18 protein-coding genes are annotated in these 14935 nt (G+C 40.6%); 10 read left to right on the forward strand and 8 right to left on the reverse strand.

The genetic code is table 11. The annotated features are described in order from the left end of the window. Positions 1 to 158: 158 nt before the first annotated feature. The gene (locus tag LGO15_RS12435) at positions 159 to 323 is read right to left on the reverse strand and encodes a hypothetical protein (protein ID WP_167830727.1); all 165 of its coding nucleotides are present in this window, start codon (positions 321 to 323) and stop codon (positions 159 to 161) included. 124 nt (positions 324 to 447) lie between these two features. Here LGO15_RS12435 and LGO15_RS12440 point away from each other — a divergent pair, with 124 nt between their 5' ends. From LGO15_RS12440 to adhE, 4 genes are all read left to right on the forward strand, one after another. Continuing rightward, complete coding sequence (locus LGO15_RS12440; RefSeq protein WP_226084930.1) at positions 448 to 1203, forward strand: alpha/beta hydrolase family protein; 756 nt, start codon at positions 448 to 450, stop codon at positions 1201 to 1203. Between the two features lie 22 nt (positions 1204 to 1225). Continuing rightward, positions 1226 to 2119: an oxidoreductase gene (locus LGO15_RS12445; RefSeq protein ID WP_167830729.1), complete on the forward strand. Its 894-nt coding sequence runs from the start codon at positions 1226 to 1228 to the stop codon at positions 2117 to 2119. 185 nt (positions 2120 to 2304) lie between these two features. Further along, complete coding sequence (locus tag LGO15_RS12450) at positions 2305 to 2532, forward strand: hypothetical protein (protein WP_167830730.1); 228 nt, start codon at positions 2305 to 2307, stop codon at positions 2530 to 2532. A gap of 136 nt (positions 2533 to 2668) precedes the next feature. Then, a complete protein-coding gene (gene adhE / locus LGO15_RS12455; RefSeq protein ID WP_167830731.1) occupies positions 2669 to 5272 on the forward strand; it encodes a bifunctional acetaldehyde-CoA/alcohol dehydrogenase in 2604 nt (867 codons plus the stop codon). 135 nt (positions 5273 to 5407) lie between these two features. Here the strand turns inward: adhE and LGO15_RS12460 are convergent, their stop codons facing one another. From LGO15_RS12460 to LGO15_RS12470, 3 genes are all read right to left on the reverse strand, one after another. Beyond that, complete coding sequence (locus tag LGO15_RS12460; protein WP_226084931.1) at positions 5408 to 6106, reverse strand: DUF421 domain-containing protein; 699 nt, start codon at positions 6104 to 6106, stop codon at positions 5408 to 5410. A gap of 238 nt (positions 6107 to 6344) precedes the next feature. Then, positions 6345 to 6545, reverse strand: coding sequence for a cold-shock protein (locus LGO15_RS12465; protein WP_044392209.1), 201 nt, complete (start codon positions 6543 to 6545; stop codon positions 6345 to 6347). A gap of 172 nt (positions 6546 to 6717) precedes the next feature. Beyond that, positions 6718 to 8295: a bifunctional metallophosphatase/5'-nucleotidase gene (locus tag LGO15_RS12470; protein WP_226084932.1), complete on the reverse strand. Its 1578-nt coding sequence runs from the start codon at positions 8293 to 8295 to the stop codon at positions 6718 to 6720. A 159-nt stretch (positions 8296 to 8454) separates the two neighbouring features. On the opposite strand from LGO15_RS12470, the gene LGO15_RS12475 reads away from it, so the two are divergent. Then, complete coding sequence (locus LGO15_RS12475) at positions 8455 to 8637, forward strand: hypothetical protein (RefSeq protein WP_167830734.1); 183 nt, start codon at positions 8455 to 8457, stop codon at positions 8635 to 8637. A 21-nt stretch (positions 8638 to 8658) separates the two neighbouring features. Continuing rightward, entirely contained in the window at positions 8659 to 8781 is a 123-nt protein-coding gene (locus LGO15_RS24185) for a hypothetical protein (RefSeq protein WP_264163688.1), read from the forward strand. Positions 8782 to 8911: 130 nt separating this feature from the next. On the opposite strand, the gene bioB is transcribed toward LGO15_RS24185, so the two are convergent. From bioB to LGO15_RS12490, 3 genes are all read right to left on the reverse strand, one after another. After that, complete coding sequence (bioB, locus tag LGO15_RS12480; RefSeq protein ID WP_226084933.1) at positions 8912 to 9901, reverse strand: biotin synthase BioB; 990 nt, start codon at positions 9899 to 9901, stop codon at positions 8912 to 8914. A gap of 17 nt (positions 9902 to 9918) precedes the next feature. After that, positions 9919 to 10509, reverse strand: coding sequence for a biotin transporter BioY (locus tag LGO15_RS12485; protein WP_226084934.1), 591 nt, complete (start codon positions 10507 to 10509; stop codon positions 9919 to 9921). 189 nt (positions 10510 to 10698) lie between these two features. After that, on the reverse strand, positions 10699 to 11007 hold the full coding sequence (locus LGO15_RS12490; RefSeq protein WP_226084935.1) for a hypothetical protein: 309 nt from the start codon (positions 11005 to 11007) through the stop codon (positions 10699 to 10701). Between the two features lie 154 nt (positions 11008 to 11161). Between LGO15_RS12490 and LGO15_RS12495 the strand changes: the two genes are divergently transcribed. The 3 genes from LGO15_RS12495 to LGO15_RS12505 all read left to right on the forward strand — a co-directional run bounded on the left by LGO15_RS12495 (position 11162) and on the right by LGO15_RS12505 (position 13649). After that, entirely contained in the window at positions 11162 to 12127 is a 966-nt protein-coding gene (locus LGO15_RS12495; RefSeq protein WP_226084936.1) for an alpha/beta hydrolase, read from the forward strand. Between the two features lie 9 nt (positions 12128 to 12136). Next, positions 12137 to 12994, forward strand: coding sequence for an MBL fold metallo-hydrolase (locus LGO15_RS12500; protein WP_226084937.1), 858 nt, complete (start codon positions 12137 to 12139; stop codon positions 12992 to 12994). Between the two features lie 202 nt (positions 12995 to 13196). Then, positions 13197 to 13649 (forward strand): SRPBCC family protein, encoded by a 453-nt coding sequence (locus LGO15_RS12505; RefSeq protein WP_167830740.1) that lies wholly within the window; start codon positions 13197 to 13199, stop codon positions 13647 to 13649. Between the two features lie 32 nt (positions 13650 to 13681). Here the strand turns inward: LGO15_RS12505 and LGO15_RS12510 are convergent, their stop codons facing one another. Then, positions 13682 to 13990, reverse strand: a complete 309-nt coding sequence (locus LGO15_RS12510; RefSeq protein WP_226084938.1) for a hypothetical protein — start codon at positions 13988 to 13990, stop codon at positions 13682 to 13684. Positions 13991 to 14112: 122 nt separating this feature from the next. Here LGO15_RS12510 and LGO15_RS12515 point away from each other — a divergent pair, with 122 nt between their 5' ends. Beyond that, on the forward strand, positions 14113 to 14826 hold the full coding sequence (locus LGO15_RS12515; RefSeq protein ID WP_226084939.1) for a DUF2161 domain-containing phosphodiesterase: 714 nt from the start codon (positions 14113 to 14115) through the stop codon (positions 14824 to 14826). Positions 14827 to 14935 lie beyond the last annotated feature (109 nt).

Below are 14935 nucleotides of genomic sequence, written 5' to 3' on the forward strand. Positions count from 1 at the left end.
CACTAATTTATTTGTAATCATTCTAACATGGAAATTGTTACGGTTTTGAAGACAAATGTGAACAAATTATGAAAACAAAAATTGTCATCTTGGTGAATTAAAAATAAAACCCATTGACGAAAAAGCAGGGCACTCAAATTGAGGCCCTGCTTCAAAGACTATGATACTTTATTTCTCTCTATATAGGTCTCCAATGCTGGATGGAATTCCTTTTCATAATGGCCTGAGGTGCAAGCCTTAATGATGATCGTCTTGCTTGAAGGATGCGCTTTAACTTCCAGCGTTTTTTTACAACGCGGACATTTTTCAGCAAAAAGATTCATGTTTTTATCCCTCCAATAATTCCTATGTGTTTAGTATGGAATATATTCAAGTTAATTTCAATGGTTAATCAGACCAATTGTGATACCATTGAAGATATTGAAAACATCGGAAGGAGTTATGCGAATGCAACAAGCTGTTTCGCTATTACATAAAAACAAGGTGATGAGGGGGATGGCGCATTTCCCCTTGTTGGCTCAGAAAAAGGCTCCTGCTGTTATTCTTCTGCATGGCTTTACTGGAAGCAAGCTCGAGCCGCACCGTTTCTTTTTAAAGATTTCCAGGGCACTTGAAGAACTTGGGATTGCCAGCTTCCGATTCGATTTTTTAGGAAGCGGAGAAAGCGATGGAAATTTTGAAGATATGACTGTTTTGAATGAGTTAGCAGAGGCAGAAACGATTCTCGAGTATGTTCAATCACATCCAGAAATTGATAAGGAAAAAGTAATTGTTCTTGGTTTTAGCATGGGAGGATTGGTTGCCAGTCTTCTTGCCGGAGATCATCCAGGGGAAATTGAGAAACTTATTTTACTGGCTCCAGCTGGCAATATGGCAGAGAAGGTGAAAGTTATGGAGAAAAATTCTGCTTATATAAAAGAAGAGAACGCATTCGACATAGGTGGGAATTTAATAGGAAAGGATTTTATTGCTGAGCTAAATTCCTTTAATGTATGGGAAAGGGCTAAATCATTTGAACGGGATGTTTTGATCATCCATGGAACAAGGGATGAAGCTGTTTCGATTGAGGAATCCAAGAAATATCAGGAGAAATGCTACCAGGGACGGGCTGCACTACACCTGGTGACTGGGGCAGACCATACCTTTAATTCATACTATTGGGAAAAAGAAGTCATCGAGAACATTTGCCATTTTGTAAAATAGAAGCTTTTGGAGGTGCATGTATATGTTAAGGGAGAACTTATCAGGACAAACCGTTATTATTACGGGAGCAAATAGCGGAATTGGCTTTGAAGCTGCCAGAAAGCTTTCCGACAAGGGAGCTCATGTCATTCTCGCGGTGAGGAATGAAGAAAAGGGCAAGGCTGCTGTAGATTCCATTCTGCAAGAAAATAGTAAAGTATCAGTTGAAATGATGAAACTGGATCTGGCAGACCTTGCAAGTGTCCGCCATTTTACTTCAGGTTTTATCGAAAAATTTAGACATTTACATATATTAATCAATAACGCTGGGGTGATGATTCCTCCATACGGCAAGACAAAAGATGGGTTCGAACTTCAATTTGGCAGCAATCACATAGGACATTTTGCGTTGACAGGCCTTTTACTGCCACTTTTGAAAAAGACACCTGGATCCCGAGTGGTCACTCTAAGCAGTATTGCTCATCGTGGAGCTTCAATCGACTTTGACAATCTAGACGGCTCTAAAGGCTATAAAGCAATGAAGTTTTACGGTCAGAGCAAGCTTGCGAACCTGTTATTCGCAAAGGAGCTTGATAACCGCTTGAAACTGCATGGAATTGAAACAATCAGTGTTGCCTGTCACCCGGGAATATCAAATACGAATCTATTCAATTTAGGAAAAGGTGAAACTCCTAAATATATGAAAGGTCTGATGAAACTCTTCTCCCAACCTGCAGCAATGGGGGCACTTCCGACGATTTATGCCGCAGCGGATGACAGCTTGAACGGCGGTGAATATATCGGCCCAGATGGCAGGGGCAATAGAAAAGGATATCCTGCAATTGAAATCCCGGCCCCTGGTGTGTTTAATGAAGTGACCATGAACCGTTTATGGCAAGTGTCAGAAGAGTTGACCGGGGTACAATTTGATTTTTAGAGACTCTTTAAAGAGTCTCTTTTATTATATTTAAATAACATTATATTTGTAAGCGTTTTCATTTTATTGGTCTCACTTCCTACTAATATTGAACAATGATAATTCATACTTTGTTCAATATTTCACAAAGTATTATTCGTTTTATGTGTTAATCTTTAATTAGAAAAGGAAAAGGAGTGATTAAAATGATGTACTGCGAATTTAAACCTTTCTCAACTGATACTGAGACCTATACTCAGGAAATGCTCGAGGAAGTAATAGGTGATGAGTTTGAAGCAATGATGTATAAAGATGATACAGAAATTCCAGCTTACATCTGGACAGTTAACTTCGTTGTCATTGTTAAGAGAAGCACGAAATTCTTAACAGACATCAGCTTTGAAAAAATACCTAGAAATCCAGTTTGCGAGTGATTTTTTCGACACTAATTGTGAAAATGTTCACAAACAAAACACTTACTCTCTTCAATCAATGAACCTAATCCAAAACTCAACAACATATGAACAACATACATTTAGCAAAACCTAAAAGAAAGAGGAGGTCCTGAACATGGGGACAATTGAAAAAGTGGTAAAAGAACAAACAACCGTCACTAAAATGGTTGATAGTCTTTTAGAAAAAGGATTGAATGCATTAGCGAAAATGCGGGAGCTAGATCAAGAAGCCGTGAATAAAATTGTAAAAGAAATGGCGCTGGCGGGTCTTGATCAACATATGCCCCTTGCTAAAATGGCAGTTGAAGAAACAAAACGCGGTGTTTATGAGGATAAGATCATCAAGAATATGTTTGCGACAGAGTATGTGTATCACAATATCAAATATGACAAGACAGCAGGCATCATTGACGAGAACGAGCATGAAGGAATGATCACGATTGCTGAGCCAGTTGGAGTGATTGCGGGAGTTACACCTGTAACGAATCCTACTTCAACAACGATGTTCAAAGCGTTAATCTCAATAAAGACAAGAAACCCTATCATATTCGCTTTTCACCCGTCTGCGCAAAAATGCAGCAGTGAGGCAGCGAAAATCCTCCGCGATGCAGCAGTTAGAGCCGGTGCACCAGAAGATTGTATCCAGTGGATTGAAAAGCCTTCTCTGGAAGCAACACAATCATTGATGAACCATCCGAAGATTTCTTTGATATTAGCTACTGGCGGTGCCGGAATGGTGAAATCGGCTTACAGTTCAGGAAAACCAGCATTAGGCGTTGGGCCAGGGAATGTGCCTTGCTATATCGAACGGACTGCTAATGTGAAACGCGCAGTCAATGACCTGATTTTATCCAAAACTTTCGATAACGGGATGATCTGCGCTTCCGAACAGGCTGTCATCATTGACAAAGAGATTTATCATGAGGTTAAAGCAGAAATGATCGCCAATAGCTGCTACTTTTTAAATGAAGAAGAAAGATCGAAGGTTGAGAAACTTGTCATCAATGAACACTCATGTGCAGTTAATGCAGATATAGTGGGAATGCCGGCACATAAGATTGCTGAAATGGCAGGAGTGAAAGTACCTGAAGAAACTAAAATTCTTATTGCAGAGCTGAAGGGTGTCGGTGCGCAATACCCGCTTTCACGTGAAAAGTTAAGTCCTGTATTGGCTTGCTACAAAGTGAATGGAACGGAAGAAGGTCTTAAGCGGGCAGAAGAGATGCTCGAATTCGGCGGGCTTGGCCACTCTGCTGTCATTCATTCCACTAGTGATGAAGTCATAAAAGCATTCGGGCTAAAAATGAAAGCGGGGCGTATCATCGTGAATGCACCGTCTTCCCAGGGGGCGATTGGTGATATCTATAATGCCTACCTGCCATCCTTGACACTTGGCTGCGGAACGTATGGCGGAAACTCAGTTTCTACGAACGTCGGTGCCATCAACCTGATCAATGTGAAAAAAGTTGCGAGAAGGAACGTGAATATGCAGTGGTTCAAGGTCCCATCAAAAATATACTTTGAAAAGAACTCAACGCAATATCTTGCGAAAATGCCAAAAATCTCGAAAGCTTTCATTGTCACCGATCCTGGTATGGTGAAGCTGGGATATGTTGATAGAGTGCTATATCACTTAAGGAAGCGTCCAGATTACGTACACTGTGAAATCTTCTCTGATGTAGAGCCAGATCCATCTATTGAAACGGTCATGAAAGGCGCGGAAATGATGACGAGCTTCCAGCCGGATGTCATCATTGCATTGGGCGGTGGCTCAGCGATGGACGCGGCAAAAGGCATGTGGCTGTTCTATGAATATCCTGACGCCGATTTCCATGGCTTGAAGCAGAAATTCCTTGATATTCGCAAACGAATCGTCAAATACCCGCAGCTAGGCCGCAAAGCACAATTTGTGGCGATTCCGACAACATCAGGCACTGGATCAGAAGTGACATCTTTCTCGGTTATTACCGATAAAAAGGCCAATATCAAATACCCTCTCGCAGACTATGAATTGACTCCTGATGTCGCAATTGTCGATCCGCAGTTTGTCATGACTGTGCCGAAGCATATTACGGCCGATACAGGAATGGATGTACTGACACATGCCATTGAAGCGTATGTCAGCTGCATGGCAAATGACTATACAGACGGTCTTGCAATTAAAGCCATCCAATTGGTATTTGAGTATCTGCCAAGAGCGTATCGAAATGGGGAGGATGAAGTGGCACGGGAAAAGGTTCACAACGCCTCAACGATTGCCGGAATGGCGTTCGCCAATGCATTCCTGGGTATCAACCATAGCCTGGCGCATAAGCTTGGAGCGGAATTCCATATTGCACACGGCCGTTCCAATACTATCTTAATGCCGCATGTCATCCGTTATAACGCGACAAAGCCGAAGAAATTCACGGCATTCCCTAAATATGAAAGCTTTGTCGCCGACCAGCGGTACGCAGAAATCGCCAGGATACTAGGACTTCCATGTCGAACCACTGAAGAAGGGGTGGAAAGTCTCGTCCAGGCAATCATCAAATTAGCAAGGAAAATGGATATTCCAATGAGCATCGAAGCAAATGGAGTAGACAAAGCCGAATTTGAAGCAAAAGTAGACCAGCTTGCAGATCGTGCTTTCGAAGACCAGTGCACAACTGCCAACCCTAAGCTGCCATTAGTATCAGAACTAGCCGAAATCTATCGATTGGCATTTAAGGGAGTGTAATAGAAAGAAAAGGGGTGGATGTATGCTTTCCACCTCTTTTACTTTTTCAGTATGAGTTATTCTCTAGTTTTGAGGCCCATTCCAATAGTTTCAGATTGAACTACAATAAAGAGAATACGTTAAACATCACCCTTTTTAATTCAAAAGATCATCTCTTTTATCAATATACAACTTCCCATCAGGCTGTACTTCTGTATAAAAGACATCCTCTGCAGACTGAATTCCAGCCTGTTGAAGCTGCTGGTTAAGCCACAATTGATCCTTATTCATCTTTGCAAGGTTTTGGACATTTACTATTCCATCAGATACCAGTTCTGTTGAAAGCGGAACAAAGTCGCTTGAAGTCTTCGCTATTTTCATGTCACTTTTTGTAACCGTCTGCTTGCCTTCTTTCTTTAAGACAGAAAGTTTTCCGTCTGTTTCAAAGATTGCATAGTCAACATCGCTCAAAGAAAAGATATTCTTCTCCCGGAGTCTCGCTTGTAGTGAATCTGCATCAAGACGAGTCTGCCTAAGAGCCCCCTCCATTATTTCACCTTTGTTAATAACAATAACCGGGTTACCGACGAGCAGTTTCCTGGCTTTTTTAGATTTTAAGTGAATTTGGTCGGTTAGGACTGTAAAAGCAGCCCAGCCAACTAACGCAATGACACCATTAACAATGCTTACCGCAGAATTGACTACCAGCGCGGCCGCTATTGACCCAAATGCAATAGCGGATACTAGGTTAAAAAAAGTCATTTGGCTGATTTCTTTTCGGCCAGCCCATCGTGCCATTGAAAGTAAGACAATAAAACCAATAGCGATCCTGAGCAATAATTCCAGCTGATTCAATAGTAATCCCGCCTTATTTTTAGTCTTTTAAATTATTTGCTTGGAGTCGATAACATATTCGATAAAATTCACATTCCATTCTCATGGTTAGTAAAAAGTTCATTTCTAATTATAGCTTGATTGGGATATGTGAATGAAAAAGTTGGTGATTGTTGGATTAGTGGGGTGGTGAGAGAGGGAAGTAAGCATAATAAAAAGAAGGTCCCAGTGGAACCTTCTTCATTTTACAAAACTAATATTATAGTTTTGTTACGTTAGCAGCTTGTGGTCCGCGAGCGCCTTGCTCAACGTCGAAAGATACTTTTTGACCTTCGTCTAATGATTTGAAACCTTCAGATTGGATAGCAGAGAAGTGTACGAATACGTCGTCTCCACCTTCGCGCTCGATGAATCCAAAACCTTTTTCTGCGTTAAACCATTTTACTGTACCTTGTTCCATTACTTGTTACCTCCCAGTGCATTTGCACATTATGTTACTATCCTTGCCCAAAGTGATCATTAAGACGAAATAATTTCTATCCTTTACACCGAACAAAAATAATTCTATTTCATCATAACAGATACTGGAATCAATAGCAAACATTAATAAAAGATTTCGTCCTAATTGCCTATTAAGGCGACAACACTCTCCAATTATTATTGCAAGTAGCCTGAATTCTCCCATGTCTCTGGATATATTCAGCTAGTAATTCTGTCATGTCTGTCTGGATTTCTCTTTTAACAGGCTTATCTTTGATCATATTGTAGTTTCCGCCACCGCCTGCACGGTAATTATTGACGACTATGTCAAAGGCATTATCTAATTGCAAAGGTTTCCCTTTATACTCCAGATGTTTCACCCTGTTACCGATAGGTTGGGAGATATCAAGCAGGTATTCAATTCCCTCCCACATATCATAGTTATAATGCTGTGGTTTAGGAGACTCAAAGGCGGGATTAACCTGGATTTCGCCTTTGGAATCTAATAGGAAATATTCTGCGGATTTTTCGAGTGCGTCTTTAATATCCTGTCCTGAAACAGTGATCACTTTCAACGTATTGGGGTAGACATAGTTTGAAACGATGTCTCTCATGGTGATCCTATTCGGAAATCCAGGGGCACCATTATGGAAAAGCGCTGTTGAAGATATATCCACTTGGGCAGCATCCATTTGTACCTTATTTATAAACTCGATGAGTGGATGATCTTTTTTTCTGACTTCAAAAGGGGAGTAGACACGCATATCCCCAATAATTTCCCCGATAGGCTGATCGAGCCACTTTTGCGTTGCCTCTTCGTACTCCTTGGTCAACTCTAGGATAATTGCATCAGGCTTAACGCTTTTATCAATTTCTATTACCTCAAGTAACTGATCAGCAATATTCCAAGTACCATTCGGTTTTTCAAATTTAATACATACCTTTGAAAAAGCCTGTGCGTTATGGCCTGGCTGAACAACCAGCACTCCATTAAGTTGCCCCGCAAGCTGGCAGTGCTGGTGACCAGTCAGTAAAACATGGATTCCCGGTATTTCCTTACAAATTCGATAGGCTTGATTTTCACCAGTTAGTTGTTCAGTCTCACATCCTGTTTCAATGTCTCGTTCAAATCCACCATGATAAGAAACAATGAGGAGGTCGTATTTCTCGTGTTCTTGTAAATACACAACCCATTTTTTTAGTGTTTCAAAAGCATCATGGAATTCAAGCCCTTTGATGTGAGCAGGGTTTTCCCAGTTCGGTATATAATGTGTTGTGGCTCCAAGGACCGCTACACGCAAGCCGTTTGAGAAGGGTTTGATAAAATACGGCTTTCCGAAAGCAGGTTCCCCAGAATGCATCGTCACTATATTCGCGGATAGCCATGGAAAATTGGATTCCTTAATGGCATTTTTCAATAATTCCTTTCCATAATTGAATTCATGATTACCAATGACTGCGCCATCATACCCCAGGTAATTCATTACACTGATAACTGGATTTTTTAGTCTGTTCATATATCTCGCATAATAATAAGTAAGGGGCGTGCCCTGAATGACATCTCCGTTATCTATTAATAAGCTGCAATCACAATTTAGCCGTGCCTCTTTGAAGGCAGATGCCAGTTTCGCCATCCCTGAATGTGTTATCGAATGATCTCCATAATTTATAGGTAAAAGATTGCCATGAATATCGCTTGTTTGAAGCACAACCAGTTCGCAGTGATCCATGAAATTCACGTCCATCCATGTAAATTTATATCTTTATTCTTGCCCACTTTTAAAAAAGTGCATGAAATAAAGCAAATGATTTATTTCTTTTTCATACATCATTAATCTGGAATGAAGGGGAATGATTTAACAAATAGTAAGAAAAAAGGGGGGAGTAGCATGGGAAAATGGAACGAAGAAGGTGCAGCCAATAATAATCTTTCTGCCGAGACAATTGAGAGTTCAAAACTCTTGGGTAAGCCGGGACTTCAGGAGCATGAGTTTTCCGAGGAACTTGCAGATGGTGGAGAGAGGGATAAGGCGATCAAGAAACAAATCAAGGAGCAACATTCTGATATGTAATAGAAGGGAGAGGATTTTATAATGAAGAGTAAAAGTAATTACCTAAATGAAAGAGGGGATTTTACTGCACCGCCTCAAGGTACTGCTGATTATCCGAAGAAACCGGATCACAGGAAAATTGAAAAGGATAATAAAAGGAAGTGATTTGTGAGTTGCCTGGGGAGCCAGATTACTTTTTACTGGGGACATGACCTTAGGGTTGATTAGGTACAGTCTCCTTACATATAGCTATAGAACAAAAAAGGAAAACAGCCTTAATAGCTGTTTTCCTTTTTTATGTTGCCATTTCTTTTGCAAATTCAATTTCAAATCCCAAATCTTGTAGCATCATATGGTCAGCAGTAGTTTCTTGGCCTGCTGTTGTCAAGTAATCTCCAACAAAGATGGAGTTTGCAGGGTAGAGGCCTAAAGGCTGCAAGCTTCGCAAATGAACTTCTCTGCCGCCGGAAATTCTAATTTCTTTTGTTGGATTGATGTATCTCATCAGGCAAAGGACTTTTAAGCAATAGCGTGGATTCAATTCGTCTGTTCCTTCAAGAGGAGTACCGTCAATAGCATGAAGAAAATTCACTGGAATCGAATCAGCGTCCAACGTCTTGAGACTTCTGGCCATATCGACCACATCCTGCATAGTTTCTTTCATTCCGATAATGACTCCAGAACATGGTGAGATCCCGGAACTTTTAACAAGTTCAACAGTATTGATTCGATCTTCGTATGTATGTGATGTCGTGATGGCATTGTGATGGCTTGCTGACGTATTGAGATTATGATTATACCGGTCAACACCTGCTGCCTTGAGTCTTTCTGCTTGAGAAGGCTTAAGGATACCGAGACAAGCACAAACCTTAAGTCCAAATTTTTCTTTAATTTCCTCAACAGCAGAAGTAACTGTATCAATTTCTTTTTCACTAGGTCCTCTGCCGCTGGCAACAATACAATACGTGCCTGCATTCAGGTTATATGCTTGTTCTGCACCTTGCAGGATTGTTTCCTTATCCATCATCCGATATTTTTCGATCGGTGCATTAGAGACACTCGACTGAGCACAGTAACCGCAATTTTCCGGGCATAATCCAGATTTAGTATTGATGATCATGTTTAGCTTAACTTTATTTCCATAATAGTTATGCCGTATTGTATATGCTCCTTGAAGCAATTCGAGCAGTTCACTGTCGGGACAATTAAGTATACTTAATGCCTCTGCATCAGATAACTCGTATCCATCGAGAATGTGAAGCGCTAACTCCTTCCAGTTTCCCATGCTTACACCCCTTTAGATTATGCTGCTTTTCTTAAGTGCTTGAAACTGCCTTTGGATAGGACCGTTCTTTCCAGTCTGTGACCCATCATGCCAGCGAACACGGCAAGGATGATATCTTTTGGAAGCGGCGCGACCATCCAGAGCCAAGCCATTTTATATGTAAATCCTTCCGGTGCAGTTGCCCAGAATTTATAGGCAAAATACATCCAGTTTGTTCCGAAAACATAATTGATGACGAGACCGATTAATGAAGCAATGACAAAAGCAGAAAGTGTTCGGTTTTTTTCAACGATTTTGCCTGCAACATAGGCGGTTAAAATAAAAGAAAGGATAAATCCGAATGTTGGACTGATAATAGTAGAAAAACCAGCTCCAAATCTAGCGAAAATCGGTACGCCTACTAATCCTACTAATGCGTATACAGTCATTGAGATTGCTCCTAATCTGCTGCCGAGGATAATCCCTGCTAATATAGCAAAAAATGTTTGAAGAGTGATTGGTACACCGCCAACGACCATGAACGGCACAAATGAGGTGATGTTAGCTCCGATAGCCATTAGGCCAACGAACATTGATGCTAGAGTTAAATCCAATGCTTTGAACTTCATGTATGATGCGCTCCTTTTTCGTAATATAAATAAAGAATAAACTTTTTGAATATTTTATGTCAACCTAAAAATATATTAGTTAACAAATGTGTTTTTCACAAATAGATTAGAAAAATCTGTTGCATATCAATGTATCGATGAAATTGAATAATAAACAAGGTGCACGGATAAACATCCGTGCACCTTGTTTTATCTAATGCGATTATTCATAGCCCGTTCAGGCAATGGCCGCTCTATATCCCTTTTTTTATCTGTTTCTAATGCTGGGTTTTCTGTTGGGTCATCCTTGTAATCTTCAAAAGCCGGCTCTCCCATATCGAGCTCGCCTGGACTAAAGGCATTCGTAGGGTATTCTTTGGTGGATTTCTTTTCTACGTTATAGCCGGAAATGGAACTGTTTACTGGATGATCTTTTTCATCTTTCATTTTTTCAATAGAATCTATAGCTTCTTCTTCGTTTTTATATGACTTAAGGATATGTTTTTTTTCAATTTCCATTGCAATCAGCCTCCTATCCGTTTTATTGGTATATACCCATAAAATGGTCCGCACTAACTTTTACAAATTCCCGCTAAAAGGTCTTTTTTTCCATACTTTCTGGTAAACTATTTTTAAAAAGGACAAGAACTAGGGGAAAAAGGGGAATGTGATTGTGAAGAAAAAATTAATATGGATAGTAACTGGTACGTTTCTGACGATTTTCATTCTATTGATTGCTGCAGGGAATTATTTTTATAATGTCGCGATTAATCGGAGCCAAGAATCTGTTGACCTTCATGGTGGCGGAAAAAGTGTAACGGCTGCCAAACTGTTAAGTGAAGATGAGGAGCAGAGGAAGCTGGAGGAAATCACTGACTGGACAGCGAAACAGGATTTTGAGTTGGTAGAAATAGAATCAGAAGACGGGCTCAAACTGAAGGCTCGCTTTCTAAAGAATGAGAATCCCTCCGGTAAAGCAGTGATTCTTGCTCATGGATATAAAGGAAACAGTGAACAAATGCCTGGTATCACGAAGTTTTATTATGAGCAGGGCTATGATATTCTTAAGCCTGATGCAAGGGGACACGGTCTTAGCGAAGGTGAGTATATTGGGTATGGCTGGCATGATCGCAAAGATTATGTTCAATGGTCAAGGTTTTTAGCTGAAGGAGCTGGAGCGGAAACGATCTTCTTGCATGGCTTTTCCATGGGGGCAGCAACGGTCCTAATGGCGAGCGGCGAAAAACTTCCTGAGCAAGTTAAGGGAATCATTGCTGACAGTGGATATACGACAGTTCTTGAGGAATTAAGCCACCAATTGAAGTATTTATACAAACTGCCAGCTTTCCCGGTCATGCAGGTTACAAGTTTCATCACGGATATCAGGGCAGGATATTCATTCGCTGAAGCATCGGCAATTGACAGTGTTGCAAAAAACAAAATTCCATTACTCATCATCCACGGTGATCAGGATGCATTAGTTCCAACTGAAATGGGACAACGTTTATTTGATACAGCAAATAGCGAAAAAGAACTTTGGATTGTGCCGGGAGCTGGGCACACAGAGGCGTATACAATCGCTGAAGAAGAATATCAAGAAAAATTAAAGGCTTTCTGGACGAAAGCAATAGGAAAATAGGTGAAATGGATGCAAACAATTGAAAGAATTGGCGAGCGATTTTGGTATATGACGCCAGTTTCTGAGACAGACAGGCCAATCCTCGGAATCGTTGCAGGCAGCGAAAGAACTCTGATGATTGACGCGGGAAATTCTGAAGCCCACGCTAACCTTTTCATGAAAATGGTCAATGAAAAGGGCGTGGATCTTCCTTCTTATGTAGTTTTGACTCACTGGCATTGGGATCATATATTCGGCCTATCTGCTTTGGGCAAAATAATATCCATTTCTTCGACGAAGACGAAAAAAGAAATTGAAAAGCTGCGCCCATTATCCTGGTCCAATCAGGCAATAGATCAAAGGGTAGCGGAAGGAACGGAGATTGAATTTTGCGCTAATGCGATAAAACAGGAGTTTCCTGAAAAGCGGGACATTAGCATCACTCTGCCTGTGATGACATTCGAAGATGAAATCGAGATCGACCTTGGCGGCATCACATGCATTATTAAACATGTTGGAGGTGACCATGCTGACGATTCGGTGGTCATCTATGTCAAAGAGGAAAAGATATTGTTCCTGGCAGACAGCTTTTATCCAGATATTTTTTCCGGGAAAGATAACTATACAGTCGATGGAATCAGGGAATTATTGAACAAACTTGAAGTCTTTGATGCAGACTTTTATATTCTGTCGCATACCGGCATCTTATCTAAGCAACAGTTCGAGGAGGAAGTAAAACTCCTAAGATCCATCGCGGATCTGACAGAAAAATACGAAGGAGTTTCAAAAGTGATCATTGACGAATACAGGAATATGGCTGGCAGGGACCTTAGCGAGGACGAACTTGAAACAGTACAATTTTTCGTCAATGGATTTGATATGAAGTAGCAGCAAAACACATCTGAAAAGGTGTGTTTTTGTGTTTTATGTTGGGAATATACAGACAGAGGGCTCCAATCTAGAATGGTCTTTTTTTACAGTAAATACAATTTTAATTGAATGGCAAACTGCTCTTTTAAATAGTATGGACAAAGTATAAATCCATACAGAAAACATATATCTCATAAAGGATGAAAAAGGAGGAGATATTATGCCAGAAGGAAAACACGATATTGTCATTGATGTTCCAATCGAACAGGTCTGGGATTTCGTAAAAGACATGGACAACTGGGCGCCATTATTGCCTGGATATATCAGCCATGAAAAGTTGAACGAAAAACAGTCCAATTGGACGTTCAAGGAAACAGTGGGTGTATTGAAGAAAAAAATCAGTTTGCAGGTGACTATCAAGGAATGGATTGAGCCGACTAGAGTGACTTTTGATTTAAAGGGAATCAATGAAAACCTCAGTGGTAACGGTTATTTTAACGCTGAAGCGCTGGATAAAAACCGGACAAAGATGACTGGTTATCTGGAAATGACCGCTGAAGGCGCACTTGCACCAGTTATGAATGCCGTAATGAAGACATCTTTGCCGAAAAGCGGCCAAGAGCTTACGACGGCAATCGCACAAAAGCTTGAGGAAAGAAAGGTAATCCGATAAAAATTCGAGGGAGCCGGTTATCAACTGGCTCCCTAGTCTATTTTTTCTATTTTTACAGGTCCGTCAATTCGCCCGCTTTTATCAAAGTACACTAGAACGGAATCGCCATTTTCAATCTTCTCGTGGTCTGGCACTTTTTCCTTTTTAAAATAAATGCTTTTGCCATCTCTGCTTGCTCCGTAATATCCAGAATCATCTCTCTCGCTGATTGTGTATTCTTCGAAAATATACTCTGCTTCCGTCTCGTTCGAAGCTCTTTTGGCTTCATCCATTTCAACCTTCAAGTAAATCATCAATCCAAGAAGCATCGTCAATAAAAACAAGAACACTACCCTCATCATTCATCCTCCACTGCTTAATCCGTAAACATTATATGTTGAAGGCTTGTCTAAATGACTTAAACATTTAAAAAGTTTGCTATAATGATAGGAAAAACTGCCGGATAGACAGAAGGGTTTGACACATGACGAAACTATACGAAGCCGATTTATATGAGCCGATCCGCAAGCATTTTATAAAACAAGGCTATCGTGTCAATGGTGAGGTGCACGATTGCGATTTAACAGCTGTAAAGGATGACGTTCTCATAATCGTGGAATTAAAACTAAATCTGAATATCGACCTTTTGCTTCAGGCTACGAGAAGGCAGCGCCTGACAGACCTTGTTTATATAGCTATTCCTAAGCCGAAACGGATCACGAGGAAACGATGGAATGATATTACACAATTGATCCAAAGGCTTGAGCTGGGGTTGATTATCGTATCATTTGCTGGTAACCGGAAGAAAGTTGAATTCAAGATTCACCCCGAACCTTATAAACGTATGACAAGCAAGAACACCAGGAAAAAAGCTGCGCTGATCAAGGAGATAGAAGGAAGAAGCGCTGACTATAATATTGGCGGCAGCAGCAAAACCAAGATCATGACTGCCTACAAAGAAAATTGCATCCAAATCGCCTGTTATCTTGAAAAGCTCGGGCAAATGTCTCCAAAAGCACTGGTTGCTCTCGGAACAGGAAATAAAACGCCCTTGATTCTTCAGAAAAACTATTATAAGTGGTTTGAAAGAGTGGAGAGAGGCATTTATGTGATTACAGAGCAAGGAAAATCAGAACTCGAGGACTATCCAGAACTCGTGGAATATTATTTAAGTAAACTTGATCAGGAATCTACGTAACATACTGTTTAGTAAGAGTAATTTCTATGTGGTTAATGACCGCAAGTGGCGGTAGTGAATATGCAGTTGGCCGAGATACCATTTTTGCTCACCTGGAAAAAAGCGCTCG

The organism is Mesobacillus sp. S13, from assembly GCF_020422885.1.
In the GTDB taxonomy this organism is placed as follows: domain Bacteria; phylum Bacillota; class Bacilli; order Bacillales; family Cytobacillaceae; genus Mesobacillus; species Mesobacillus selenatarsenatis_A.